The sequence below is a fragment of the Nocardia sp. NPDC057455 genome (assembly GCF_042802775.1).
Lineage (GTDB): Bacteria > Actinomycetota > Actinomycetes > Mycobacteriales > Mycobacteriaceae > Nocardia.
In genome coordinates, this window is the sequence record NZ_JBHVDM010000048.1 from 1 (window position 1) to 26284 (window position 26284).

The 26284-nt window shown below is 69.7% G+C and carries 21 protein-coding genes and 1 pseudogene; 9 read left to right on the forward strand and 13 right to left on the reverse strand.

The features are described from left to right. Positions 1-97 precede the first annotated feature (97 nt). The 4 genes and pseudogenes from ACFU5M_RS20305 to ACFU5M_RS20320 form a co-directional block, all read left to right on the forward strand. A pseudogene (locus ACFU5M_RS20305) lies at positions 98-823 on the forward strand (ferritin-like domain-containing protein); the annotation flags it as partial. 11 nt (positions 824-834) lie between these two features. After that, positions 835-2340, forward strand: coding sequence for a flavin-containing monooxygenase (locus ACFU5M_RS20310; RefSeq protein ID WP_379051344.1), 1506 nt, complete (start codon positions 835-837; stop codon positions 2338-2340). A 94-nt stretch (positions 2341-2434) separates the two neighbouring features. Further along, the gene (locus ACFU5M_RS20315) at positions 2435-3217 is read left to right on the forward strand and encodes a MerR family transcriptional regulator (protein ID WP_379051346.1); all 783 of its coding nucleotides are present in this window, start codon (positions 2435-2437) and stop codon (positions 3215-3217) included. Positions 3218-3258: 41 nt separating this feature from the next. Continuing rightward, a complete protein-coding gene (locus ACFU5M_RS20320; protein WP_379051348.1) occupies positions 3259-4353 on the forward strand; it encodes a methyltransferase in 1095 nt (364 codons plus the stop codon). 48 nt (positions 4354-4401) lie between these two features. Here ACFU5M_RS20320 and ACFU5M_RS20325 read toward each other — a convergent pair whose 3' ends face one another. Further along, positions 4402-4752 (reverse strand): hypothetical protein, encoded by a 351-nt coding sequence (locus ACFU5M_RS20325; RefSeq protein ID WP_379051352.1) that lies wholly within the window; start codon positions 4750-4752, stop codon positions 4402-4404. Positions 4753-5012: 260 nt separating this feature from the next. On the opposite strand from ACFU5M_RS20325, the gene ACFU5M_RS20330 reads away from it, so the two are divergent. The 3 genes from ACFU5M_RS20330 (at position 5013) to ACFU5M_RS20340 (ending at position 7666) form a co-directional block, all read left to right on the forward strand. Continuing rightward, a complete protein-coding gene (locus tag ACFU5M_RS20330) occupies positions 5013-5717 on the forward strand; it encodes an ESX secretion-associated protein EspG (RefSeq protein WP_379051354.1) in 705 nt (234 codons plus the stop codon). 93 nt (positions 5718-5810) lie between these two features. Then, positions 5811-6185 (forward strand): hypothetical protein, encoded by a 375-nt coding sequence (locus ACFU5M_RS20335; RefSeq protein ID WP_379051357.1) that lies wholly within the window; start codon positions 5811-5813, stop codon positions 6183-6185. Beyond that, entirely contained in the window at positions 6182-7666 is a 1485-nt protein-coding gene (locus ACFU5M_RS20340) for a hypothetical protein (RefSeq protein ID WP_379051359.1), read from the forward strand. Before ACFU5M_RS20335 ends, ACFU5M_RS20340 begins: the two co-directional genes overlap by 4 nt. A gap of 530 nt (positions 7667-8196) precedes the next feature. Here the strand turns inward: ACFU5M_RS20340 and proB are convergent. From proB to ACFU5M_RS20390, 10 genes are all read right to left on the reverse strand, one after another. Then, positions 8197-9297, reverse strand: coding sequence for a glutamate 5-kinase (proB, locus tag ACFU5M_RS20345; protein ID WP_379051441.1), 1101 nt, complete (start codon positions 9295-9297; stop codon positions 8197-8199). A 182-nt stretch (positions 9298-9479) separates the two neighbouring features. Further along, entirely contained in the window at positions 9480-10934 is a 1455-nt protein-coding gene (obgE, locus tag ACFU5M_RS20350; RefSeq protein ID WP_379051362.1) for a GTPase ObgE, read from the reverse strand. Positions 10935-11056: 122 nt separating this feature from the next. Continuing rightward, the gene (rpmA, locus tag ACFU5M_RS20355; protein WP_379051365.1) at positions 11057-11323 is read right to left on the reverse strand and encodes a 50S ribosomal protein L27; all 267 of its coding nucleotides are present in this window, start codon (positions 11321-11323) and stop codon (positions 11057-11059) included. A 22-nt stretch (positions 11324-11345) separates the two neighbouring features. After that, positions 11346-11657 carry a 50S ribosomal protein L21 gene (rplU, locus tag ACFU5M_RS20360; protein WP_062977502.1) on the reverse strand — a complete coding sequence of 104 codons (312 nt, stop codon included), beginning with the start codon at positions 11655-11657 and terminating at the stop codon, positions 11346-11348. 330 nt (positions 11658-11987) lie between these two features. Then, the gene (locus tag ACFU5M_RS20365) at positions 11988-15197 is read right to left on the reverse strand and encodes a translation initiation factor IF-2 N-terminal domain-containing protein (protein ID WP_379051369.1); all 3210 of its coding nucleotides are present in this window, start codon (positions 15195-15197) and stop codon (positions 11988-11990) included. Positions 15198-15666: 469 nt separating this feature from the next. Beyond that, a complete protein-coding gene (gene ndk / locus ACFU5M_RS20370) occupies positions 15667-16083 on the reverse strand; it encodes a nucleoside-diphosphate kinase (RefSeq protein ID WP_063053963.1) in 417 nt (138 codons plus the stop codon). A gap of 97 nt (positions 16084-16180) precedes the next feature. Continuing rightward, positions 16181-16597: a DUF4233 domain-containing protein gene (locus tag ACFU5M_RS20375; RefSeq protein ID WP_379051372.1), complete on the reverse strand. Its 417-nt coding sequence runs from the start codon at positions 16595-16597 to the stop codon at positions 16181-16183. A 115-nt stretch (positions 16598-16712) separates the two neighbouring features. Next, a complete protein-coding gene (locus tag ACFU5M_RS20380; protein WP_379051443.1) occupies positions 16713-18083 on the reverse strand; it encodes a bifunctional folylpolyglutamate synthase/dihydrofolate synthase in 1371 nt (456 codons plus the stop codon). 92 nt (positions 18084-18175) lie between these two features. Further along, complete coding sequence (locus ACFU5M_RS20385; protein ID WP_379051375.1) at positions 18176-20854, reverse strand: valine--tRNA ligase; 2679 nt, start codon at positions 20852-20854, stop codon at positions 18176-18178. Between the two features lie 300 nt (positions 20855-21154). Then, positions 21155-22081, reverse strand: a complete 927-nt coding sequence (locus ACFU5M_RS20390; RefSeq protein ID WP_379051377.1) for an NAD(P)/FAD-dependent oxidoreductase — start codon at positions 22079-22081, stop codon at positions 21155-21157. 91 nt (positions 22082-22172) lie between these two features. On the opposite strand from ACFU5M_RS20390, the gene ACFU5M_RS20395 reads away from it, so the two are divergent. Together ACFU5M_RS20395 and ACFU5M_RS20400 are read left to right on the forward strand one after the other, a co-directional pair. Next, positions 22173-22766 carry a helix-turn-helix domain-containing protein gene (locus tag ACFU5M_RS20395; protein WP_379051380.1) on the forward strand — a complete coding sequence of 198 codons (594 nt, stop codon included), beginning with the start codon at positions 22173-22175 and terminating at the stop codon, positions 22764-22766. A gap of 157 nt (positions 22767-22923) precedes the next feature. Continuing rightward, a complete protein-coding gene (locus ACFU5M_RS20400; protein ID WP_379051382.1) occupies positions 22924-23592 on the forward strand; it encodes a hypothetical protein in 669 nt (222 codons plus the stop codon). Positions 23593-23602: 10 nt separating this feature from the next. Here ACFU5M_RS20400 and ACFU5M_RS20405 read toward each other — a convergent pair whose 3' ends face one another. After that, positions 23603-24553 (reverse strand): YegS/Rv2252/BmrU family lipid kinase, encoded by a 951-nt coding sequence (locus ACFU5M_RS20405; RefSeq protein WP_379051385.1) that lies wholly within the window; start codon positions 24551-24553, stop codon positions 23603-23605. Next, positions 24550-26127: an FAD-binding oxidoreductase gene (locus ACFU5M_RS20410; protein WP_379051445.1), complete on the reverse strand. Its 1578-nt coding sequence runs from the start codon at positions 26125-26127 to the stop codon at positions 24550-24552. Before ACFU5M_RS20410 ends, ACFU5M_RS20405 begins: the two co-directional genes overlap by 4 nt. Positions 26128-26284: the final 157 nt, after the last annotated feature.

The following is a 26284-nucleotide window of genomic DNA, read 5'->3' on the forward strand; positions in this document are numbered from 1 at the left end:
TCCTCGGGATAACGCCTTGGCACGAACAAGTCTCCTTCGACGACTTCGTGACCAAGAGTCAAGCAAACCAACTCCGGAAAACCGGGGGAACATCACGCCGACCGAGACATTGCGGGAGATCTACCGCTACTTCCACGCCGAGGAGCAGAAGCACGCCAACGCCGAGCTGGCGCTGATGCGCCGGTGGGGCATGCTCGACGGCGACGAGATCCCGCAGCCGAACGTGAACGTCAAGCTGGTGATCGACTTCCTGGACAAGTACTCCGACGACATGTCACTGTCGTTCCTCGGCACCGTGATCCCGATGCTGGAGGTCGCGCTGGACGGCGCCCTGATCAAGTTCATCATGGACGAGATCGAGGACCCGGTCTGCCAGGAGGCGTTCAAGAAGATCAACTCCGACGAATCCCGGCACCTGGCCGTCGATTTCGCCGTGATGGATCTGCTCGGGCACGCGGAGGCGCGCAAGCTGTTCATCGACCTGGTCGGCGGCTGGGCCAAGCCCTCGCTGATCATCGGCGTGCTGAGCTATGTGCCGCTGCTGAACAAGATGCGCGACAACATCGTCGCGATGGGTGTCGACGAGGAGAAGCTCTACGGCGCGCTCAAGCGGTACGCGAACGTCGGCGAGCGCAGCGAATTCGCGCGCCGGTTGCCGATGTACCAGATCGTGAAGACGCACGGCGGCTGGGTGATCGACCGCGGCCACCCCTATCACCTGGTGGCCGACGCGCTGGTGAAGATCACCGGATTGCTGCCGAGGGCACTGCTGCGCACCAACCCGACCTGGTCGAAGGAACTGACCTACGAGCCCGCGGCATGACAGGGGACCCGATGAGCACACACACCCTCGACGTCGCCGTGATCGGCGGCGGGTTCGCCGGAATCGGCACGGCCATCCGGCTGAAGCAGCGCGGCATCCACGATTTCGCGATCTTCGAGCGCGGCACCGCGATCGGCGGCACATGGCGCGACAACACCTATCCCGGTGCGGCGTGCGACATTCCCTCGCGGTTGTACTCCTACAGTTTCGCGCCGAACCCGGATTGGTCGCGCACCTACTCCGGAAGCAACGAGATCCTCGGCTACATCGAGGCGATGACCGCGGAATTCCGGCTCGGACCGCACCTCCGCTTCGGGCACAACGTCACCGGCGTCGTGTTCGACGAACAGGCCGGAGTCTGGCAGATCGCGATCGAGGGCCACGCGGACCCGATCCTCGCCCGCACCGTAGTGCTGGCGTCCGGGCCACTGGCCAACGCCAGTCTCCCGGACATCCGTGGCATCGAGACCTACCAGGGTCACAAGATCCACAGCGCTCGCTGGGATCACGACTACGACTTCACCGGCAAGCGAGTCGCGGTCGTCGGCACCGGGGCCAGTGCGGTCCAGATCATTCCGGAGCTGGTCGACAAGGCCGCCTCGGTGAAGGTGTTCCAGCGCACGCCCGGCTGGGTGCTGCCGCGGGTCAACCGGCAGACCAACGGCCTGACCAAAGAGCTCTACCGCCGCGTGCCCGCCGCGGAACAGCTGGCCCGGCGCGCCTGGTTCTACGGACACGAGTCGGTGGCGCTGGGCGTGGTCTGGAACACGCCGCTGACCAGGGTGGTCGAGCTGGTCGGCAAGGCCCAGCTGCGCAGGCAGGTCAAGGACCCATGGCTGCGCCGCCAGCTCACCCCGGACTTCCGGGCCGGCTGTAAACGCCTGCTGATGACCGACGACTACTACCCCGCCCTGCAACGGGACAACTGCAAGCTGATCACCTGGCCGATCGCCCGGATCTCCGAGCACGGCATCCGCACCGCGGAAGGCATCGAACACCAGGCGGATTGCATCGTGTTCGCGACGGGGTTCGACGTCTCCAAGACGGGGACGCCCATTCCGGTGACCGGGCGCGACGGCCGGATTCTCGCGGACGAATGGGCGCGTGGAGCCTACGCATTCAAGAGCGTCGCGGTCTCCGGATATCCCAACCTGTATCTCACCTTCGGCCCCAATTCGGGGCCGGGGCACAACTCGGCGCTGGTCTACATGGAAGCCCAGATCGACTACCTCGTCGGCGCGATCGGCGTCATCCTGGACCGCGACCTGCGCATGCTGGACGTGCGACAGGATCGGCAGGATCGCTACAACGCCGCCATCCAGCGCAGGCTCTCCGCCACGACCTGGAACTCGGGATGCCGCAGCTGGTACCTCACCGAGGACGGCTTCAACGCGACGATGTATCCGGGCTTCGCCACGCAGTACGTCCATCAGCTGCGCGCGGTCGATCTCGACGACTACCTCGTCGTCGAGCAGACCGCCGACCAGCGGCGACAACGGATGGCACCGGTTTCCTAGGTGCCGGGAGACCGGCGGCGCGGACGATAGACTCGGTCCACACGGAGTTCAGCGGCGCGCCGCCGGTCCATCGGCGCCCCGGTCAGCGAGGGAGGTGAGATCGACGCCGGAGTACCGGATCGATGACCTCGCGCGCGCCGCGGGCACCACCACCCGCAACGTGCGCGCCTATCAGGAACGCGGGCTGCTGCCGCCGCCGGTCGGCAAGGACGGCCGGGCCAGCATCTACGACGACGCGCACCTCGAGCGGCTGCGCCTGATCGACGCGCTGCTGCAGCGCGGCTTCACCACCGCGCACATCGGCGACTTCATCACCAGCTGGGAGACCGGCAAGGACCTGACCGAGGTGCTCGGCCTGCAACACGCCGTGACGGCGTCCTGGGCCAAGGACGAGACCTTCGAAGTGCCCCGCGAGCTGATCGGCACCATCCTCGGCGCCGACGCCGACGAGCTGGTCGACCGGCTGCGCGAGATGAAATTGGTCCGGCTGGAGGGCGACACGGTGGTATTCACCGACACCCAGCTGCTCACCTCGTTCGCCGAGTTGCACGAGTACGGGCTCGAACTGCGCACGCTCATCGAGATCTACGCCAAGGTGGCCGACCGGATCGATGACATCACGCACATCATGATCACCGCCGCCAAGCAGCACATCATCGACGAGCGCGGCCCCGGCTGGATGCCCGACACCAGCGGCGAAATCGCCGAGACCACAACGATGCTCAACAAGATGCGTGAACTGGCGGTCGCCTCGGTGCACGCCACGCTCGCGCGCTCATTGGACGTCACGCTGCGCCGCGAACTCGGCGACTACCTCGCGACGGCGGCCGAGCGAGAGAAACAGCGCAGCGAATCCGGCCGCGACGTACCCTCCTAGACAAGCGCGCAGAGTGCCGACCTTCGACGGATGGAGTCGCAGTGGCGTCCGACCGACCGAGAATCCCTCCGCTGCCGCTGGTGCGGGCCGTCGAGTCGGTGCGCGGCGCCTTGGCCCTCGCGTTTCGCAAGCTGGTGCCCGGCCACGTCGCACTGATGGAATTGATCGCCGCCGGGTGGATCACGCAGGCCATCCACGCGGCCGCGGTGCTGGGTGTGGCCGACGAACTCGCGGCGGGACCACGGTCCGGGGCGGAACTCGCGGCGGCGGTCGGCGCCGACGAGGACGCGCTGCGGCGATTGCTGCGGCTATTGATCAGTCACGGCATCTTCACCCAGCAGCGCGACGGGCGCTACGCGCTGACGCCGATGGCACGAGCCCTGCGCCGCGACGCCGACGTGTCGTTGCGCGATGCCGTGCTGTTCTTCGGTTCGCCCGGGCACCGCAATCACTGGTCGCATCTGGTGGAAGCGGTGCGCACCGGTGAGCCGGTCGGCGAGAAGCTCGACGGGATGCCGTTCTTCGACTACGTCCAGCACGACCGCGAACTCGGCGAATTGTTCGACCGTGCGATGACCAGCATCAGCAGCCTGGCGATGGAACCGCTGTTCGCGGCCTACGATTTCGGCCGCTACGAGACCCTGGTCGACGTGGGCGCGGGCGAAGGGGCGCTGCTCACCGAAATCCTGCGCCGGGCACCACGATCGCGCGGCATCCTGTTCGACCTGCCCGAGGTGGTGGCCGACGCGCCCGCTCGGCTCGCCGAACTCGGTCTCGCCGATCGTTGCGCGGTGCACAGCGGATCGTTCTTCGACAGCGTCCCCAAAGGGGGCGATGCCTACATCCTCAAGCACATCCTGCACGACTGGGCCGACCCGGACGCCGGGCGCATTCTGCGCACACTGCGTGCGGCCATGGAGCCCGACGCCCGGTTGCTGCTTGTCGAACTGGTCGTCCCCGAACACACCGCGCCGGACCCGAGCAAGTACATCGACCTGGAGATGCTGGTCAACGCGGGCGGCCGGGAACGCACCGAGGCCGAGTACCGCGAGTTCCTCGCCCGGCACGGATTCACGCTGACCAGACGCGTGCCGACGGCATCCCCGGACAACGTGCTCGAGGCCCGGCCGAGCTGACCGCCGCCTTGCGGACCGTGTAGCCGAAGGGCTCTCGCCGACAGGTCTCTACGGCGCCGTGGCGGGGACGACGAACGCGAGGGTGGCGATCCCCACGGCGCCGTCGGCCACGCAGGTGACCCGCATCGGCTTGCCGACCGGCGTCTGCTGCGATTCGAAGCCGCTGTAGTAGCCGAATACCGGCCCGGACCGGCCCGACGGCAGGAAGAAGCCCAGACATTCGGCCTCGAGCACCGACGCTCCTTCACCGCTGTGGCACAGGGCGGCCGCGTCGGTGACGCCGCGGTCGACATAGCAGCCGGCCGGGTCCGCTCCTGCTGATCCGGCTCCGGCCCAGAGACCTCCCGCGAGGAACAGCAGAACGGTTCCCGCGCCCACTCGCCGTATCGTGGTGTGCACCGCAATCCCTCCTCGGCAGATCTCAGCCATATCCGGTTGTTGCCGTGCGGGCTTCCACTTCGCCCACGCGCCCCGAAGCCTTTCGGATATTCCAGCAGAACCGGATGAGACGGTCGAGCACGACACCGCCTCGAAATCACGGTTTTTCAGGATGGATGCCGGCAGGCCGTAGCCGCCCCTGCGGTACATCTCTTGTCCGGGCGTCGAGACCGCTAGGCTACGAGCAGCATTGGCGGTTTCGGTGAGGATGTGATTCGGCCGTGGAATGGACCTTCACTCCGGACGAGTTCGCCTATATCTGGCGCGAGACCGACCTGGACCGCCACCCCTACCCGCTGCGCATCCTGGAGACGCCCCGCACCGAGGACGAAGCCGAGAAGTTGCGCATCGCCCTCGCCGAACGGCTGCCGCTGCGCTCCGACCCCGACCTGTCGGCCTGCCTGCGCATCCTGGCGAAGCCGCACACCAGGATCGTGGCGATCGGCGGCACACACCAGCCGGGCAGTGAACTACGCTTGCTGGCCGCCGCCATCTACGACCGCGCCGTGCTCGCGGTGCAGGAGCCCGGTACGAGCCCGGATTTCGGTGGTCGCGTGCGCGTTTCGATCGGCCACAGCACCAAACTGGGCCGACGGATCGCGGCGCTGCTGCCGAGGACACCGGCGGGGCGCGAACCCGCGCGGGTCGCGTCCGGTGCCGCGGTACGCGACCAGGAGACGGTGCCCGCGCGGCAACAGGCCGCGCCGCGAATCCGCAAGCTACTGCTCGAACCGCATACCGCTGAAGGCCACATCAGAATCGAACCGCGGCTGGATCGTCCGACCCCTCCCGCAGCGATCCACTACACCTGGATCGACGTGCGCGACGACGGAAGATACCTGATCAAAGCGGGCGACGAAGTGCGCATCGCTCCCGCCTCCCCCGAGCAGATCGCCCTCCAATTGCAAAAGCGCATACCGGTATAGCTCGTTTTCGCGGCCGTGGCCGCCGACTATTGCTGACCCGGCACCGGGCTTCCGGTTAGTCTGGGGCGGACCGACCGATCTCAGGGGTGAGCGATGACGATCGAGACCAGCCGAGCCGATATCGCCCGATTCAAGGACGCCGCCCGGACGGGGACCGTCCGGTTCGACCCGGCGGCGGCTCGGCAGTGCGCCGAAATGTACGACAGACAGGCAGATCGTCTGCTCCACCTACAGCAGCGCCTCCGATCCGCCGAAGACCTCGGCGGTTTCGGTGGATTCGTCTCCGCACAGCAATTGCAGGCCGGTTTCAGCCACAAAGCGCGAGATGCGGCGGCACTACTCGACCACTACATCGAAGCGGCCTACCGCATGAAGGAAGCCTTCCTGATCAGCGGAGGACTGTTCGAAGAAGCCGACGCCGCCGGCGCCGCAGCCCTGCGCGCAGTCCAGACGAGGTTGCCCCGATGAGCGGCTCCGATCCCACCTACATCAGCTCGATGGAGCATTTCGAGTCCCTGCGGCACGAGGAGATCTACGCGAAGGCACAGCAGATCGACGCCGCGCAGGTGCTGCGCGCCTCGACGATCTGGCTCGAGGCGGCAGGAGCGCTCACCACGTCGTTCCCGCTCACCCGCGGCGGTGTGGATCGCGTGATGGATTCGGCCGACTGGGCAGGCGCCGCCGCCGACGCCGCGCAGGCCTGCGCGCGCAGTTTCGCGGCGGCGGCCGACGAGCTGGCCGCGGTGCTGGGGCAAGTGGGCGCCCGCCTCGGCGGGGTCGCCGCGGCCGCCGAGGCGGTGAAACTCGCGGTGGTGCCGCCGGGCGCTTCCGGCCCGGTCGGCGCGATCGCGCAACTGTTGGAGGCGGCGCACGTCATCAACGCGCAGATGGCGCAGGAGGCGCTGCGCCAAGAAGCCGTGCTCGCGATGAACATGGTCTACAAGCCCGCCTATTCCGCGGCGGGAACCGGCGTGCCCGCGCTGCCCGAACCACCCGTTCTCACGGCGCCGGCCGCACCGCAGGCGCTCTCCCCCGGCACCCCGAAGTACTCGACCCCCGAGCCGGTGCTGCCGGAAGACGAATCCTCCCCGAACACAACGCAACCAGCACCTGATACCACACAGCCCGGACCCGACGCTCCGGAGTCGTCCGCGCCGTCCCACCCGCCCGCACCACCCACCCAACCGGCGCCGGACGCGCAGCAGACTCCCTCGGCGCCACCCACCCAGCAGACTCCGTCGCCGCAGCAGGCCCCCTCCACCGAGACGCCGACGCCGACGCCGACTCCGTCCACTCGGACACCGACGCCGGAACCCACACCGTCGCCTGAGCAAGCGCCGTCCCCGTCCCCCGAGCCGGTGCCGCAGACACAGCAGGCGCCCTCGACCGCACCGGCTCCGCCGAGTCCTTCTCCCGCGCCGGACATTCCGGAGCCCGTGCAACCGCCGAACTCGTCCGCGCCGCCACCTCCGGCCGAACCGACCTCGCCACAGGTTCCCGAACCGACGCAACCACCGAGTTCGTCAGCGCCCCCACCGCCACCGCAGAATCCGGAGCCGGCGCAACCACCGAGTTCGTCAGCGCCCCCACCGCCACCGCAGAATCCGGAGCCGGCGCAACCGCCGAGTTCGTCAGCGCCCCCACCGCCACCGCAGAATCCGGAGCCGGCGCAACCACCGAGCCCGTCGGTGCCGCCACCACCTCCACCCGCACCACCGCAAGCCCCCGAACCGGCGCAACCGCCGAGTCCGCCTCAGACACAGCCGCCGAGCCCGCCGCCACCTCCACCCGCGCAACCCCCGGCTCCCGCGCAACCCCCGGCTCCCGGCCCGTCCGGGCCAGGGGTCCCACTGCCCGACCCGGGTGGCCAACCCGGCGTCACCGGACCGGTGGAAGGCAATCAGCAGCAGATACCGACGACCAACCAACCGGGCGTCGTCCCGTCCTGACGGGCCGGTCCGCCGACCCGGTCCCCACACCGTGGCGGGCAGTTCACGGCAGCACAGTGCCGGGCGCTGCCGCGAACTATCGTGTCCTGCCTTGCCGACCTCCGCGGCCGAAAGGGACACAGTCCGCAGACAACCCGCGCCGCCCCCATCGCACTATCACGCGACCTCCGGGTGCTCCCCGTGCCGAGCGACGATCTCAACCGGCACGCAGACTACGATGCGACCAACTCATCGCCCCCGTACCGCGCACCCTGGATGCGGACGATGTCACTACGCCGTCTCGACAGCTCCCGGCCGTCACCGAGCAACCCGAAGTCGGCCGGTGGCGAGCACGTCCAGAACCGCCTCGCGTCGCCGCGACGGCCACCGGCTCGTAGAACACCGCATTGCCGTGATCGAGCCGCCCGGCCTCGCGATCACGTTCAGCTGGGGTGGACGAGCAGATGAGTTCCCAGGTCAGGCCCGGTGGGGTCGTGTCGGGGCCGAACGAGCGCGTGGCTACGCGCGACCTGCCCGCAGTCGGTGCGGGATCAGACCTTGACCAGGTCGTCGGCGTGGATGACCGGGCGTTGCATAGTGTCTGGGAGTTCGGCGGTGGAGCGGCCGAGCATACCCTCCAGTTCGGTGCTGTCGTATTCGACGACGCCCCGGGCGACGACGCGACTGTCGGGGGCGATCAGGTCCACCACGTCACCGCCGTAGAAGCGGCCCCGGACGCCGACGATACCGGCGGCGAGCAGCGATCGGCGCCGGTGTGCCACCGCTTGGACGGCGCCGTCGTCGATGAGCAGGGCGCCGCGGCTGTCGGCGGCGTGCCGGACCCAGAACTTACGGGCCGACAAGCGCACCGGGCGGGCGGCGAACGCGGTGCCCACGGTGCCGGTGGTCAGTGCGGTGGCGGCCGACGAGGCGGCGGCCAGCAGGACCGGCACGCCCGCGTCCGCGGCCAAGCGCGCCGCAGACAACTTGGACGCCATGCCGCCGGTGCCGAGCGCACCGCCACTGCCCGCGATGACGCCGTCCAGATCGGCACTGCTGCGCACCTCGGGAATCAGCGTGGCCGCGCCCTTACGCGGGTCACCGTCGTAGAGGCCCGCCACGTCCGACAGCAGCACGAGCGCGTCGGCGCCGACCAGATGGGCAACCAGCGCGGCGAGCCGGTCGTTGTCGCCGAAGCGGATCTCCTCCGTCGCGACCGTGTCGTTCTCGTTCACCACGGCCACCGCGCCGAGCGAGCGCAGGCGATCGAGGGTGCGCTGCGCGTTGCGGTGGTGCTCGCGGCGGGCGAAATCGTCGGCGCTCAACAGCACCTGCCCGACGGTGCGGTGGTAGCGGGCGAACGACGTGCCCCACGCGTGCGCGAGCGCCAGCTGCCCGACGCTCGCCGCGGCCTGCTTGGTCGCCAGATCGCGCGGGCGGCTGGTCAAGCCGAGCGGCGCGATACCCGCACCGATCGCGCCCGAAGACACCACCACCACATCGGATCCGGCGCGCATCCGAGCCTCCACCGCGTCGGCGAGCAGATCCAGCCGCGCGGTGTCCAGACCGCCTTTCAGGCTGGTCAGTGCCGACGAACCGATCTTCACCACGACCCGGCGCGCCGCCGCGATCGCCAGCCGGGCCTCACTCAGGCCCGACGAATCCGCCTCGGCGGTAATCGAATTCACCTGCATCGCCACCGAACTCTCTGCACCACAATCGAATCCACAGTAGTCTGGGCCGCTGCCCCGGCCCCACCCGGACCGCCCGCGATCGAGCCCGCCGAACGCGGCACCCGCCGCGAGCGCACGACGACTCGACCGTCGTGCACTTCCTACTCCTCGTCTTCCCGCACCAAACCGCGGCGCACCCGGGACGCGTGCTTGCGCTCCGCAGCGCTGACCCGGTCGGTCTGCTCCAGCCGGATGTCGGTGCCGCGTCCGGTGGGCACCATGTCGACACCCGCCGAGATCTGGGGTTCCCATTCGAACGTCACGTCGCCGATGGTCACCGGCGCTCCCGGCTCCGCGCCCAGCCGCACCAGTTCGTCTTCCACGCCCAAGCGGGCCAGACGGTCGGCCAGGTAACCGACGGCTTCGTCGTTGTCGAACTGGGTCTGCCGTACCCAGCGTTCCGGCCGGGTGCCGCGCACGATGAAACCACCCGGCTCCTCCGGGTCGGCGAGCACGCTGAACCCGGTGTCGTCCACCGCGATGGGGCGGATGACCGGGCGCTTGGGCGCGGCCTGCGGATGCTCCTCGCGGTACCGGCGCACCAGGTCGGCGAGGGCGAAGGTCAGGGTGCGCAAGCCGGCCCGGCTCACCGCGGAGATCTCGAACACCGGCCAGCCGCGTTCGGTGAACTCCGCGGTCACCATTTCGGCCAGTTCGGCCGCGTCGGGCACGTCGATCTTGTTCAAGATCACCACACGCGGCCTGCCCGCCAGGTCGCCGAGTACGGCGTCCGCGCTCAGCGCCGGCTTGTACGCGGCGAGTTCGGCCTCGAGCGCGTCGACGTCGGACACCGGGTCGCGGCCCGGCTCCAGCGTCGCGCAGTCCACCACATGGGCGAGCACCGCGCAGCGCTCTAGGTGCCGCAGGAAGTCCAGGCCCAGTCCGCGCCCCTCGCTGGCGCCCGGGATCAGTCCGGGCACATCGGCGACCGTGAAGGTGGTGTCGCCGCTGGCGACCACGCCGAGATTGGGCACCAGCGTGGTGAACGGGTAGTCGGCGATCTTCGGCTTCGCCGCCGACAGCACCGAGACCAGCGAGGACTTGCCCGCCGAAGGGAAGCCGACGAGCCCGACATCGGCGACCGACTTCAGCTCCAGAACCAGGTCGAGTTCTTCACCGTCCTCGCCGAGCAGCGCGAAACCCGGCGCCTTGCGGGCCTTCGAAGCCAGCGCGGCATTGCCGAGCCCGCCGCGACCGCCACGCGCGACGATGAAGCGGTTGCCGGTACCGACCAGGTCGACGAGCACCTTGCCGTCGTCGTCGAGTACCACGGTGCCGTCGGGCACCTTCAGCACCAGGTCGGCGCCCTGCTTGCCGTCTCGGTTGCCGCCCTCACCCGGCTTGCCGCTGCCTGCCTTCGCGTGCGGGTGAAAATGGAAGTCCAGCAGGGTGTGCACGTTGGAGTCGACTTCGAGGATGACGTCTCCGCCGTTGCCGCCGTTGCCGCCGTCCGGCCCGCCGAGCGGCTTGAACTTCTCGCGGTGCACCGAAGCGCATCCGTGGCCGCCTTTACCCGCACGCACATGTAGTACGACGCGGTCGATGAACTTGGACATACGCCGAATCATCCTCCTTCGGGACTGGTCGTACTGAGGGCTGGTCGTTCGGAAACACGAAAAACGGGCCAGGGTTTCGAGACCCTGACCCGCTCGCTGTGTATCCGGAAGTGGTTCGGCGGTCAGGCCTGAACCGGCTCCGGGGCCACGATGTTGACGGTCTTGCGTCCACGCTTGGTGCCGAACTCGACCGCGCCCGCCGCCAGGGCGAACAGGGTGTCGTCACCGCCACGGCCGACGTTCACGCCGGGGTGGAAGTGGGTGCCGCGCTGACGCACCAGGATCTCGCCCGCCTTGACGGCCTGGCCGCCGAAGCGCTTGACGCCGAGTCGCTGGGCGTTGGAATCACGCCCGTTCCGGGAGCTGGACGCACCCTTCTTGTGTGCCATAGCTGGTTCTCCTCGGGATGTCTTACTTGATGCCGGTGACCTTCAGGACCGTCAGCGGCTGACGGTGACCCTGGCGCTTGTGGTAGCCGGTCTTGTTCTTGAACTTGTGGATGCGGATCTTCGGGCCCTTGGTCTGCTCGACCACCTCGGCGGCCACGGAGATATCGGCCAGCTTGGCCGCGTCGGTGGTCAGCTCGGCGCCATCGACGACGAGGACCGGGTTCAGCGCCACGGCGGTGCCCGGCGCGCCCTCGATCTTCTCGACCTTCACCAGGTCACCGACCGCGACCTTGTACTGCTTTCCGCCGGTCTTGACGATCGCGTACGTTGCCATCGGTCGGCTGCCCTTCTTCCTGTAGTGCTCGGCACTCGCTCACGCGGCGACTCCTCCGGTGTGATGCCACCGGAAACCGCCACACGACTGGTCTGGTAATCGCCACCGCCTCGGCATCTGGTGGCTCTCGGTATCGAACTGTCGAGAACCGGGCCACGGAGACAAAACATGTTGCCACCGGGCAGCGACTGTCCAAGATTACAGGACGGCTACCGCCACGACCAAACCGGCGGCCACCCCCGCTCCCCGGCCATGCCACCGGTTCGCTGCCGGGACGCACGTGACCCCCGCCGGATGCGCCGGCGGGGGCCACGGAACGTGCGCGACGACTCAGTGCGACGCGTCCGGCGCACCTGCCGGGCGGCCGACCGCCCGCCTGCGCGGCCGGCCACGCTGCGGCAATTCGGCCGGTGCCGGCTGGGAGTAGTCGATCGCGGGTGCGGGCGCCTGCTCTCCGGTGGGCAGCACGAACACCGCTCCCGAACTGTCCGCGGCAGGTGCGGCGGCCGAGCGGGCAACCCTCCGGCGACGAGCCGGACGGGCCGCTCCCGGTTCGGCGACACCGTTGGCGGCGGCACCGTTCTCCGATGCCGGAGCGGGCTCCGCAGCCGGGACGGACGCCGGAGCCGAGACGGGCTCGGGCTCGGCAGCCGGAACGGACGCGCCGACGGCGGCGGCGGGCTCCTGCGCCGGTACCGGCTCGACCTTTTCGACTTCCTCGATGACCTCGACCACTTCGGCGGGCTCGGTCTCGGGCTCCTCGGCGGGCACGGCCACCGCGGCATCGACGGTCTCGGTGACCACTCGCTCGTCGGCCGGCCGGTCGGCGCTCGCGCCCTGCGGCTCGGCGGCGATCTCCTCGGCCTGTTCCGGCTCCTGCTCGGTCTCCTCCGAGTGGTGCGCGGCCATCGCCAACGCGACCGGATGCGCCCGCTTGACGGCCGCGTCCTCCTCGGTGTGCTCTTCCACGGGACCCGACCCGTTGGCAGGCTGGGCCGGTGCTGCCGCACTCTTGTCCCGGCCACGACGCCTGCGCGAACCGCTCTCTTTGGTGCGTCCGGCGGTCTCCTCACCGGAACCGGTCTCCACCGGGTAGGCGTGCACGAGGATGCCGCGTCCGTGGCAGTGCTCGCAGGTGGTGGAGAACGCCTCGACCAGGCCGGTGCCCAGCTTCTTGCGGGTCATCTGGACCAAGCCCAGCGAAGTGACCTCGGAGACCTGGTGGCGGGTGCGGTCCCGGCCCAGCGCCTCGGTCAGGCGGCGCAGCACCAGGTCGCGGTTGGACTCGAGCACCATGTCGATGAAGTCGACGACGATCATGCCGCCGATGTCGCGCAGCCGCATCTGGCGCACGATCTCCTCGGCCGCCTCCAGGTTGTTCCTGGTGACGGTCTCCTCCAGATTGCTGCCGCCGGAACCGGTGAACTTGCCGGTGTTCACGTCGATCACCGTCATGGCCTCGGTGCGGTCGATCACCAGGGTGCCGCCGGAGGGCAGCCACACCTTGCGATCCAGCGCCTTGGCCAACTGTTCGTCGATCCGGTAGGTCTCGAACACGTCGACGCCGTTGTTCTCGTGCCGGTCGACCCGGGCGAGCAGGTCCGGCGCGACGGTGCCGATGTACTTCTCCACCGTGCTCCAGGCCCGGTCACCCTCGATGACCAGCTTCGAGAAGTCCTCGTTGAACAGGTCGCGGATGACCTTGACCAGCAGGTCGGGCTCTTCGTAGAGCGTCTTGGGCGCGTTGCTGTCCTTGCCGGTCTGCTGCTGGATCGTGCGCCAGGTGGCCTGCAGCCGCTCCACGTCACGGGCCAACTCGGTCTCGCTGACGCCTTCGGAGGCGGTGCGGATGATCACACCGGCGTCGGAGGGCACGATGTCGCGCAGGATCTCCTTCAGGCGCTTGCGCTCGGTGTCCGGCAGCTTGCGGCTGATCCCGGTGGAGGTACCACCGGGGACGTACACCAGGAAGCGCCCGGCCAGGCTGATCTGAGTGGTCAGCCGGGCGCCCTTGTGGCCGACCGGGTCCTTGCTCACCTGGACCAGCACTTGGTCACCCGGCTTGAGCGCCTGTTCGATCTTGCGCTCCTTGCCGCCGAGCCCGGCGGCCTCCCAGTTGACCTCGCCGGCGTAGAGCACGCCGTTGCGGCCGCGACCGATATCGACGAACGCGGCCTCCATGCTGGGCAGCACGTTCTGCACCTTGCCCAGGTAGACATTGCCCACCATGGACGCCGAACCGGTGCTCGTCACGAAGTGCTCCACCAGGACGCTGTCCTCGAGCACGGCGACCTGCGTCGCGGTGGGGTGGTCGGGGAAAGACTTCTCGCGCACGACCATCACGCGATCGACGGCTTCGCGCCGCGCCAGGAATTCCGACTCGGTGAGAATCGGCGGACGGCGGCGGCCCGCCTCGCGGCCGTCGCGACGGCGCTGCCGCTTGGCTTCCAACCGGGTGGAGCCGGTGATGCCCTGGACCTCGTCGGCCGCGGCGGCGCGGGTGCGGGTCTTGTTGCGCGGCTCGCGCTCGTGCACGACCGTGTTCGGCGGATCGTCCTCGGACGCTTCGTTCTCGCCCGATTCCCCGGCCACCTTGCGACGACGGCGACGACGGCGACGACGAGTGGAGCCTTCCGGCGCACCGTCCTCGTCCTCGCCCTCGCCGGTTTCATCGGACTCCGCCGACTCGGCGGACTCGGTGGTTTCGGAAGCCGGCTCGTCCTCGGTTTCGGACTCGGACTCGTTCTCCTCGCCGTCGTCGGACTGCTGCTCGCCCCGGCCGCGACCCCGCCCCCGGCGACCGCGGCGTCTGCGGCGCGGTTGGCCTTCGGCGTCATCCTGCTGGTCGGCCGCCTCGGTCTCGTCCTCGGAGACCTCGGTCTCGTCCTCCTCGGCGGGCTCGGGCGCCCGCTCCTCGGTGCGCCGGGTGTCGCGCTCGGCGCGGCGCTGCTTACGCGCCTGCTCCGCGACCGCGGCGTCGGGCGACAGGAACAGCGGCGCCTGCACGACAGCGGCGGACTCGAACACCGCCGGGGCCACCGGCTCCGGCTCCGGGCGCGCCGAGTGCGTGAACAGTTGCGTGTGCTGGGTCGCCGACGTGCCGGTCGGCACCGGGGTGGCGCCCGGCACCTCCGGCGCGGAGAAGATGACGCCCGCACCGGTGAAGGGCGTGTCGGCCGGTGCTTCCCGTCCGGGTTCCGCCGGTGGTGCGTCCGCGACCGGGGCGGTCGCCGGCCCGGCGGTGGCGGCGTCCGGGGGCTCGGCGGTCTGCGCCGGTGCAGGGGTCTCTACCTGCCCCGTAGCGGGCTGCGCGGTCGCGGCGTCCGCCTCGACCGTCACCAAGGCGTCGCGCACCGACTCCGCGACGGCCCGGTCGACGTTCGACTGGGCGCTGCGCGCGTCCGCCCCCATCTCGGTCAGCTTGGCCAGGATGCGCTTGCTCGTTACCCCCAGCAGCTTGGCGAGTGCATGAACTCGGATTCGCTCCGGCAATTGTTCGGCATCCTGTGATGTTGTTTCCAGCGGCTCTTGATCGGCCACGAAGTCTCCTCGGGCCCCCGGGCGCGTCCCTCCCGGCGGGAGTGACGCGGCCGACGCGGGGGCGCTGTCCGTTCGACTCGCACCCGGTGGGCGCGAGTTCAAGTGGTCTCGCCCCGCGTGCCCGGTTATCTCTCGGTTGTTCGTCGTTCGGGCTAACTGGTCACGCGGCGCCTGGCTGTATGGCTGAACTCCGCGGTGCGAGCGCTCATCCAGCGTGCCTGCGCGAACAGCCGACCCTATGACCAGGCCGTTTGTCCATGGCAGCGATGATCGGCATCGAACCGTGGTGTCATCCGGCTGCGCTCGTCACCTCTCGTTCGCGCACCTGCACGAACAGTCGGCATCGAAAGCAGCCGATGCCAGTATCCCACACCGCGCGCCGGGCGTTCGCCATCGGCGCTCGACTCGGTCCGGCCGGCGACGCGAACACAGCCGTCGCGGCGGCGCGGGCACGGCGCTCGAGACTCGGTCAGGCGGGCCGATCGGGGAACCAGAGCGCGATCTCACGCTTGGCCGATTCGGGTGAATCGGAGCCGTGGACCAGGTTCTCCTGGGTCTCCAGAGCGAAATCCCCGCGAATGCTGCCGGGCACGGCCTTCTCGACCGGGTCGGTGCCGCCGGCGATCTGGCGGAACGCGGCGATGGCGCGGGGGCCTTCCAGAATGGCCGCGACGACCGGGCCCGAGGTGATGAACTCGATCAGGGACCCGAAAAACGGCTTCTCGGCGTGCTCGGCGTAGTGGCCCTCGGCCAGTTCCTCCGATACGTGCTTCAGTTCGAGGGCGGCGATCTTCAGGCCCTTGCGCTCGATTCGTGCCAGCACCTCGCCGACAAGGCCACGGGCCACACCGTCCGGCTTGATGAGTACCAACGTCTGCTCAGTCACGGCGCACAGCCTATCCGGCGCACTTCCGGGCAGTGCACCAGCGGTCGGACCGAGCGGCATCCCGGTGACGCAGCCGCCGCGCCCGCGTGCCCTGCGGCTATGGCCGCTGGATGCGCTGGCTGGGCAGCAGGCCCTTCTCCATCCGGCCGCGCACGTCGGCGCGCAGCACCAGGAGGAAGCCCCAGACCACGCCGAACACCACACCGATGATGCCGATGGACAGATGGATGAACGCGCCCAGCAGGACGAACACTTGAAGCCCGAGGTTGAACGGCAGCGCCCAGGACCGGCGCTGCACCCCCGCTCCGAGGAACATCACCACCGCCAGAACCACGAGATAGGTACCGGACAGCCAGGTCACCCCGCCGCCGACGTCGGCGACCACCGGCAGCGCGAGCAGCACCACGATCGCCTCGAGCACCAACGTTCCCGCCATCACCCCGCGAAAACCCTTCCACGGGTCGGTCGCGGGCGCGGGGACCGATTGCTCGCCCCGGTCGGCCGGTTCGCTCATGCTGTGCCCTCCTCGGCATCCGCCGGGCTCATGGGGTGTCCGGCGCTGGTGCGGCGGTTCTCGGCGGACGCGGGCCCGCCATGCTCACGTGGTCCGCCGTCCACGGGCCCGGCGCTCACGCCGGGTCCTTCCCGAACAGCGCGCGGGCCGCGCCCGCCGTGACCACCGATCCCGTGACCACCACCCCGGCGCCGGACACCATCTCACCCGCCTCGCCCACCTCTTCGGCGATCGCGATGGCGGTCTCCAGCGCGTCGGGCAGGGTGGCGGCGGAGACCACGCGCTCGTCCCCGAACCGCTGCACCGCGAGGTCGGCGAGAGTTTCCACGTCCAGTGCGCGGGGCGAACCGTTGCTGGTGACGACGATCTCGTCGAACACCGGCTCCAGCGCGGTGAGGATGCCGGCGGCGTCCTTGTCACCGAGCACCGCGACCACACCGACCAGCTTGCGGAAGTCGAACTCCTCGGACAGCGTGGCGGCCAGCGCTCGCGCCCCCGCCGGATTGTGCGCGGCGTCGATGAAGATGGTCGGCGCGCTGCGCATCCGCTCCAGCCGCCCCGGGCTGGTGACGCTCGCGAAACCGGCGCGCACGGCGTCGATGTCCAGTCTGCGTTGCGCGCCCGCGCCGAAGAACGCCTCCACCGCCGCGAGCGCGAGCACCGCGTTGCGCGCTTGATGCTCGCCGTGCAGCGGCAGGAAGATCTCGTCGTACACCCCGCCCAGGCCCTGCAACTCGAGTTGCTGCCCGCCCACCGCGATCTGCCGGGCGAGCACGCGGAACTCGGCGCCCTCACGCGCGACCGCGGCGTCCACCGCCACGGCGCGGCGCAACAGCACCTCCATCGCCTCGGGGTCCTGCTCCGCGATCACCGCGACGTTGTCGCGCGGCACCAGGCTCTCCGGGGCTCGCTTGATGATCCCGGCCTTCTCCCCCGCGATCGAGGTCAGATCCGGGCCCAGGTATTCGGTGTGGTCCAGGCCGATCGGTGTGATCACCGCTACCTGCCCGTCGACGACGTTCGTGGCATCCCAGGTGCCGCCCATCCCCGTCTCGACGACCGCGACGTCGACCGGTGCCTCGGCGAAGGCGGCGAAGGCCATGCCGGTGAGCACCTCGAACTTGCTCATCGCAGGGCCACCCGCGGCCGCCGACTGCTTGTCGATCAGCTCGACGAAAGGCAGCAGTTCGCGGTAGATCTCCACGTACCGGGCCGGGGTGATCGGCGCGTTGTCGATGCTGATCCGCTCGGTGGCCAGCTGCAGATGCGGGCTGGTGATCCGGCCGGTGCGCCGGTGCAGCGCGGTGAGCAGGGCGTCGATCATCCTGGTGACCGAGGTCTTGCCGTTGGTGCCCGCGATGTGGATCGCCGGGTAGTTCTGCTGCGGCGAACCGAGCAGGTCCATCAGCGTGACGATCCTGGTCAGCGACGGCTCGATCTTGGTCTCCGGCCAGCGCCGGTCGAGTTCTGCCTCGACCAGCGCCATCTCGGCCAATTCCACCGGGGAAGGGCCCGAGCCCAACCGCGCTCCGCCGCCACGGCGCTCGTCGTCGCCGTATTGCGGTTCCGGCTCGTGGTTCACTTGCCGCTCAACTCCGCCAGTCGCGCCCCGATGCGCGCCACCTCGTCGGAGGCGACCTGCTGCCTGCCGCGGATCTTGGCGACCACGTGCTCGGGCGCCTTGGCCAGGAACGCCTCGTTGCCGAGCTTGGCCGCGGTGCCCTGCAATTCCTTCTGCGCGGCGGCCAGGTCCTTCTCCAGCCTCCGGCGTTCGGCGTCCAGGTCGACCGCGCCCGAGGTGTCCAGCTCCACGGTGACCGTCCCCGCGCTCAGGCGGACCTCCACCGACGCGGTCGCGGCGAAGTCGGCGCCGGGCTCGGTCAGCCGCGCCAGGTTCGCCACCGACGCCTCCTGCTCGCCCAGCCCTGCCTCCTCGACCCCGATCAGCTTGGCCGCGACCTTCTGCTTGTCCGCCAGGCCCTGATCGCTGCGGAACCGCCGGATCTCCGTGATCAACCGCTGGGTGTCCGAGACGCGTTGCGCCGCTTCCTGATCCACCGGCACACCGGAGGCCTGCGGCCACGGCGCGAGCACCACCGACTCGCCGCCGGTCAGCGCCTGCCACAACGACTCGGTGACGAACGGGATCACCGGGTGCAGCAGGCGCAGCACCGCGTCGAGCACGGACCCGAGCACCAGCTGGGTCGCCTCGGCGCGGGCGCCGTCGGCGGCGAACTGCACCTTGGCCAGTTCCAGGTACCAGTCGCACAGCTCGTCCCAGGCGAAGTGGTAGAGCGCCTCGCACGCCTTTCCGAACTCGTAGGCGTCGAACGCGGCGTCCGCTTCGGCGCGCACCGCGTCCAGCCGGTCCAGGATCCACCGGTCGGCGTCGGTGAGCTGTGCTCGATCGGGCAGATCGCCCACCCGCGCGCCGTTCATCAGCGCGAACTTGGTCGCGTTGAACAGCTTCGTGACGAAGCTGCGCGAGGCGAGCACATGCGGCTCGCCGACCGAGAGATCACCGCCGGGCTGCGCGCCGCGCGCGAGGGTGAACCGCGTGGCGTCGGCGCCGAAGGTGTTGATCCAATCCAGCGGGTCGATGCCGTTGCCGCGCGACTTGGACATCTTCTTGCCGAACTGGTCGCGGATCAAGCCGTGCAGGAACACGTCCTTGAACGGCACCTGTCGCGCACCGTCCTTGCCCACGGTCAGCGCGGCGTCCTCGGCGACATAGGTGCCGAACATCATCATCCGCGCCACCCAGAAGAACAGGATGTCGTAGCCGGTGACGAGCACGCTGGTGGGATAGAACTTCCCGAGCTCGGCGGTGGCGTGCGGCCAGCCCATCGTGGAGAACGGCCACAAGCCGGAGGAGAACCAGGTGTCGAGCACGTCCGGGTCCTGCACCCAGCCCTCGGGCGCCTGCTCGTCGGGCCCCACGCAGACCACTTCGCCCTCGGGCCCGTACCAGATCGGGATGCGGTGGCCCCACCACAGCTGACGCGAGATGCACCAGTCGTGCATGTCGTCGACCCAGTCGAACCAGCGCGGCTCCTGGCTCTTGGGATGGATCACGGTGTCGCCGCTGCGCACGGCGTCACCGGCTGCCTCGGCCAGCGACTCGACCTTCACCCACCACTGCATGGACAGGCGCGGCTCGATCGGCTCGCCGGTGCGCTCGGAGTGCCCGACGCTGTGCAGGTACGGCCGCTTCTCGGCGACCACCCGGCTCTCCCGCGCGAGCCGCTCACGCACCTTGACGCGCGCCTCGAACCGGTCCATGCCGTCGAATTCGGTGCCGGTCCCGGTGATCCGGCCGCGCTCGTCCATGATCGTCGGCATCGGCAGCCCGTGCCGCAGACCCATCTCGAAGTCGTTGGGGTCGTGCGCCGGTGTGATCTTCACCGCGCCCGAACCGAATTCGGGATCGACGTAGTCGTCGGCGATGATCGGGATCTGCCGTCCGGTGATCGGATGCTCCAAGGTGGTGCCGAGCAAGGCCCGGTACCGCGGGTCCTCCGGATGCACGGCCACCGCCGTATCGCCGAGCATGGTCTCCACCCGGGTGGTGGCCACGACGACATGCGGCTCGTCGTCGTCGAGCGAGCCGTAGCGCAGCGAGACCAGCTCGCCTTCCACGTCCTCGTACTTGACCTCGATGTCGGAGATCGCGGTGCGCAGCTCCGGCGACCAGTTCACCAGCCGCTCCGCGCGGTAGATCAGGCCCGCGTCGTAGAGCCGCTTGAACATGGTCTGCACGGCGCGCGAGAGGCCCTCGTCCATGGTGAAGCGGTCCCGGCTCCAGTCCACGCCGTCGCCGAGCGCGCGCATCTGCCATTGGATGGCGCCGCCGGACTCCCGCTTCCAGTCCCAGACCTTCTGCACGAACAGTTCGCGGCCGAAGTCTTCCTTGGTCTTGCCGTCCACCGCCAGCTGCTTTTCCACCACGGTCTGGGTGGCGATGCCCGCGTGGTCCATCCCGGGCAGCCAGAGCACCTCGTAGCCCTGCATACGCTTGCGGCGCGACAGCGTGTCCATCAGCGTGTGGTCGAGCGCGTGGCCCATGTGCAGCGTGCCGGTGACGTTCGGCGGCGGCAGCACGATCGAGTAGGCCGGCTTGCCGCTGTCCGGGTCCGCGGTGAAATAGCCCGCGGCTACCCAGCGCTCGTACATCTCGGCCTCCACCTCGCTGGGAGTCCAGCTCTTGGGGAGGGCATCGGCACGATTACGCGTGTTGTCAGGGGCTGCGCTGGTCACCCCGCGATTCTAGAGCGCGTCGATCCGCCGACCTCGCGTCGGTCGGCCGGGGTCGCCGCTGCCGTGGATCCTCCGGTCGGCGGCGCGGGGAAATCGCGAGACATATCGCCCACCGGGTGGCGCTCGGTACGAACCGTACGGAGCGGTATTTCGCGACGAAGACAAAGAAAGGCGGAGTCTTCGGTGGATGAGGGACACCGAACACTCCGCCTATGTCAGAAGCTTACCGGCGATCCGAGGCCGAGCTCGGAATCCATAAGCAATTCTCAGCTTCCGGCATTTCGCACCCCGATATCGTCCTCAACGAGCGGGCACCGTGGCGTCGGCCAGCACCAAATCGCCGTTGATCGCGATGGCGGCGGTCGAACCCGCCCCGGCGGCGGAAATCACCTGGGCGGCCGGATTGCTGACGTTGCCCGCCGCCCAGACACCCGGCGCGCTGGTGCGCCCGGTCGCGTCCACCACCACCCAGCCGTCGGCGCCGAACGCGCAACCGAGCGCGACCAGCACGTCGTCGTTCGCACGGAAGGTCGGCGCGACGAACATCGCCGTCCTCGGCACCGCTCGCCCGTCGGCCATTTCCACGCCGCGCAGCCGATCGTCCACTACGAATCGGGCCACCTCGCCCTCGATCAGCCGGACGGCGCGCGCGTCCAGGTGAGCGCGATCACTCTCGGACAGGGGCATCGTGTTCGGAAAGAAGACGACGTCGTCCGACCACTGCGGCAGCAGCAGCGCCAGATGCACCGCGCGGGCCAGGGCGCCGGGGTCCGTACCGCCCAGCACCCCGATCGGCTGGTCGCGCACCTCGTATCCGTGACAGTAGGGGCAGTGCAGCACGTCACGGCCCCAGCGCTCCCGCACTCCCGGCAGCTCCGGCAGTTCGTCGCGCAGCCCCGTGGTCACCAGCACGCGGCGAGCCCGCAGCGCCCCGCCTGCCCCGAGCCGCAGCGCGTAGTCCGACTCCCCCGTGCGCTCCGCGCCGACGACTACGTCGTCGATCAGTTCCGCGCCGTAGCTCGTGACCTCGGCGGCCCCGGTCGCCAGCAGTTCGGCCGGCGGCATCCCGTCCCGGGACAGGAACCCGTGCATATGCTCGGCCGGAGCATTGCGCGGCGCGCCGCCCCTGACCACCGCGACTCGCCGCCGGGCACGGGCCAGCACCAGCGCCCCGGCCAGTCCTGCCGCACCGCCACCCACGATCACTACGTCGTATACCTCGCTCATCAGCGATCACCTCCACGGACACAGTGCCGTCACCGCTCCCGGTTCAGCAACTAAAATTGCCAAATCAGGGAAATCGGAGTGCACTGGTGACATGTCCACACCACCGGCCGTCACCCAGGCCCTCGCCGACATCGGCCCGCGGCTCAAAGCGCTGCGCACCCGCCGCAACGTCACGCTCACCGCGCTGGCGGAGAGCACCGGGATCTCCAAGAGCACGCTCTCGCGGCTGGAGTCCGGCCAGCGAAAAGCCAGCCTGGAACTGCTGCTGCCGATCGCGATGGCCCACCAGGTGCCGTTGGACGAACTGGTGGCCGCCCCCCAAATCGCCGATCCCCGGGTGCACACCACGGCGCGGAAGATGAACGGATTCACCATCCTTCCGCTCACCCGGCAGCCGGGGCCGCTGCAAGCGTTCAAGATCGTCATCCCGCCCGACCGTTGCGAACCCGACCCCAAGGTGCACGAGGGCTTCGAGTGGCTCTACGTGCTGTCCGGACGACTGCGGCTGGTGCTCGGCGAGCACGATCTGGTGCTCGGCCCCGGCGAGGCCGCGGAATTCGACACGCGCCAACCGCATTGGTTCGGCAGCGCCGGCCGGGGCCCGGTGGAAATCCTGAGCCTTTTCGGGTCGCAAGGCGAACGAATGCATCTTCGCGCGCGGTCGGCGGGTCGTAAGACCACGTAAGCCACACTGCCTGAAATGTCCGATATTGCCGAAACGGTGAAAACGAAGGACCCTGGAGAGAGTGAATACCCCAGGCGCCCCACCTCCGGTGAATCCTCGAGAAAAACCAGGGTTTTCCCGGTTGCCGAACACGTGTCGGCTGCGGACGCTGGAAGAGGTGAACCCCCCGCTGGAAACCGTGCAGGCGTCCGCACCCGAACCCCGGCTGCCGATCCTGGTCCCGGACGCGTTGCACGATCTGCGCGGTCGGGCGATCACCGAGATTCGGTACCCCGCCGCGGCCGCGCTGATCGTCGCGGGCGTCCCCGGCGCGGGCAAGAGCACCGCGCTGCGCAAGTTCTTCGGCGCCGATGCCGCGGCCACCGCGCCTTCGCGCAGTTCCGCCGGCGTGCTGGTGCTCGACTCGATACAGGCACGTAATCGCTTGCGGCCCAAGCTGTGGTGGCTGCCCTACCTGTTGTGGCGCCCGGTGGTGCACGCCGCGCACTTCCTGGCCATTCGCAACGCGTTGCGTGAGGTCACCGGCCCCGTCGTCATTCACGACTGCGCCACGTTCGGCTGGGCCCGCAGCCTGATCGAGCGTTGGGCGGCGCATCGCGAACTGCACCTACTCATGGTCGACGTGCCCGCGGCGGTGGCGCGCGCGGGCCAGCACAGCCGCGGCAGGCGGATCAACCACGTGGCCTTCCGAATGCACGTGCGCCGCTGGCGGCGCCTGATGCGCGCGGTGGCGACGGAGCATCGCTCGGCTGCCCGCGCGTCACGGTCGGTGGTCATCGTCGACCGCGCGACCGTGAACCATCTGCGGTGGGTGACTTTCGCCTGACCGGCGCGGGTCAGGGCACCAGAACGGTCAACGCCGCGGGCACCGCCCGAATCGTGATCGGCAGGGTGCCCGCCGGTTCACCGTCCGCGGTGGCGGGCGCGCCCGCCGCGGTGAGCGTGACGGCCGCGGCGCGGAACTGTTTGACTTCCGGATGATTCTGGCGTCTACCCGCCGACAGCGCGGGCAGCAGGCGCAGCATCTCTCCTCGCGACAACGCGCCGACCACGGTCAAGTCGAGCAAACCATCGTCCATGATCGCGTCGGGGCAGATCAGCATGCCGCCGCCGTAGGTGCGGGTGTTGCCGACCGCGACCATGACCGCCTCCGTCTCCAGCACCGAGCCCGCTCCGGGGTTGGTCAGCCCGTCGGTCACCGCGTCCACCAACTCGACCCGGTAGGGCACCGTGAAGCGCCCGGAGATCTCGGCCAGCGCGGCGACGGTGTAGCGCAGCCTGCCTGTGGGCCAGCGCATGTCGTTGGCGCGCAGGGTGACCCGCGCATCGAATCCGGTTCCGGCAACGGTAGCGAACCACATCGGCGGCTCGGACGACTCGATCCGGCCGAGATCGATCGTCCTGGTCCGTCCGCGCAACACGAGCGCGGCGGCGGCGACCGGGTCGTCGGTCGGCACACCGAGTTCCCGGGCCAGATCGTTGCCGGTGCCCGCGGGAATCATGCCGAGCGCGACGCCGGTCTCCGCGACGGCCGCGAGGGTCACGTTGATCAGGCCGTCGCCGCCGATACAGACCACTGCGTCGGGGGTCGCGCCGCCCACGCCCGCGATCGCATCCCGCACCTGCCGAACCGTTTCGGCGGCCGAGGGGGCGCACACCTCGGTGATGTCGGCGCCGCCCGCGCGAAGGCGGGCGATCGCGGCGGTCGCGGCAGCGCTTCCCTTGCCGTGCCCGGACCGCGGATTGGTCACCACCGTGACCTGACGCACCGGTGAATAGTCTTTCACGGCACCAGCTTTCCGGGATTGAGGATGCCGGCCGGGTCGAGTTCGGCCTTCACCGCGCGCAGGACGCGCACGCCGAGGTCACCCACTTCGTCCGGCACCCAGGGACGGTGATCGGTGCCGACCGCGTGGTGGTGGGTGATGGTGCCGCCCGCCGCGACGATGGCGTCGCCCGCGGCGCGCTTGGCGACCTGCCACTGAGCGAGTGGGTCGTCCAACTGCTTGGCGACCACGGTGAAGTACAGCGACGCGCCGGTCGGGTAGGTGTGCGAGATGTGACACATGACCAGGGCCTGCGTGCCTTGCGCGCCGAGCGAATCGGTCAGCGCCGCGGTCACCTCGGCCTTCAGCGCGCTCAGATTCGACCAGGTGGTCGCCGTCTCCAGCGTTTCACAGAGCACGCCGGCGTCCAGGAGCGCGTCGCGCAGATACGGCGCGGCGAAACGACCGTGCTCCCACTCCCTGGCCGGGGTCTCCCCCAGGGCCGAGCCGCCCGCCGCGGCCAGCACGGCACCCGCTTCGGCGCTGCGCGCGGCGACGTGCGCCACGCTGCCCTCATAGGTGGTGATGGCCAGGCACCCGGCCACCGGGTTGCCGCCGATGTCGCCGGAGCGAGCGAGATTGATCCCGGTTTCCACCTCGTCGGAGAGCCGGAGCACCGTCGGCGCCGCGCCCGCCTGCACCACCGCACGTAACGCGGCGGCGCCGGTGGCGAAATCCGGGAACGACCACGCCTGGTAGGCAATGGTTTCCGGGACCGGATGCACCCGCAGGGTGACCTCGGTGATCACACCGAGCGTTCCCTCCGATCCGACGAACAGCTCACGCAGGTCCGGCCCCGCCGCCGAAGCGGGGGCGCGCCCGAGTTCGAGCGTGCCACCGGGCGTGGCGATCTTCAGCCGCTGCACCATGTCGTCGAAGCGGCCATAGCCCGCCGAGGCCTGGCCGGACGACCGGGTCGCCGCGAAGCCGCCGATGGTGGCGAACTCGAAACTCTGGGGGAAGTGGCCGAGGGAGAGTCCGTGCGCGCCGAGCAGTTCCTCCGCGCGCGGACCGGTGAGGCCGGCACCGAGGGTGGCCGTGCCACTGATCGGATCGATCTCGGTCACCCCGTCGAGCCTGCGCAGATCCAACGCGATCACGGTGTCGAAGCGACCGCGCACGGGATCGACGCCACCGACGACGCTGGTGCCGCCGCCGAACGGAACCACCGCGACGGCGTGCTGCGCGCAGTAGGCGAGCACGGCGAGAACCTCGTCGTGGTCGGCGGGGAAGACGACGGCATCCGGCGCGTCCTGCGGCCCATCAGCGCGGCGGCGCAGCAGATCGGGTGTGCTCTTCCCTCCGGCGTGCCGCAGCCGATCGAGGTGGTCGACCGACACGTTCCGCGCGCCGACCACCTCGACCAACCCGGCTCGTCGCGCGGGCGTCAACGCCGATTCGCGCAGTGGCACGTCGCCCTCATCGCGGCGCGCCACCGGATTGCCGGACACCCCGAACACCTGCGTCAGCAGACCACGGACCCGCTCCGAAAGCGGCTGCTGCCCAGCCGGGATCCCCCAGGCATCCCAGACCATACCCGTGGCCGACCCGGCCGACCCGGCTGAGCCGGTCTTCGCCGACGAAGCCGGGTCGCCGTCGGTGTGCTGCTGCGTGTCCACCATGCGTTACAGTTTGACATAGATTGTCAAGTAGTAACGAAGCTCGGACCTCGCATCCCGCCGACGCCCGCCG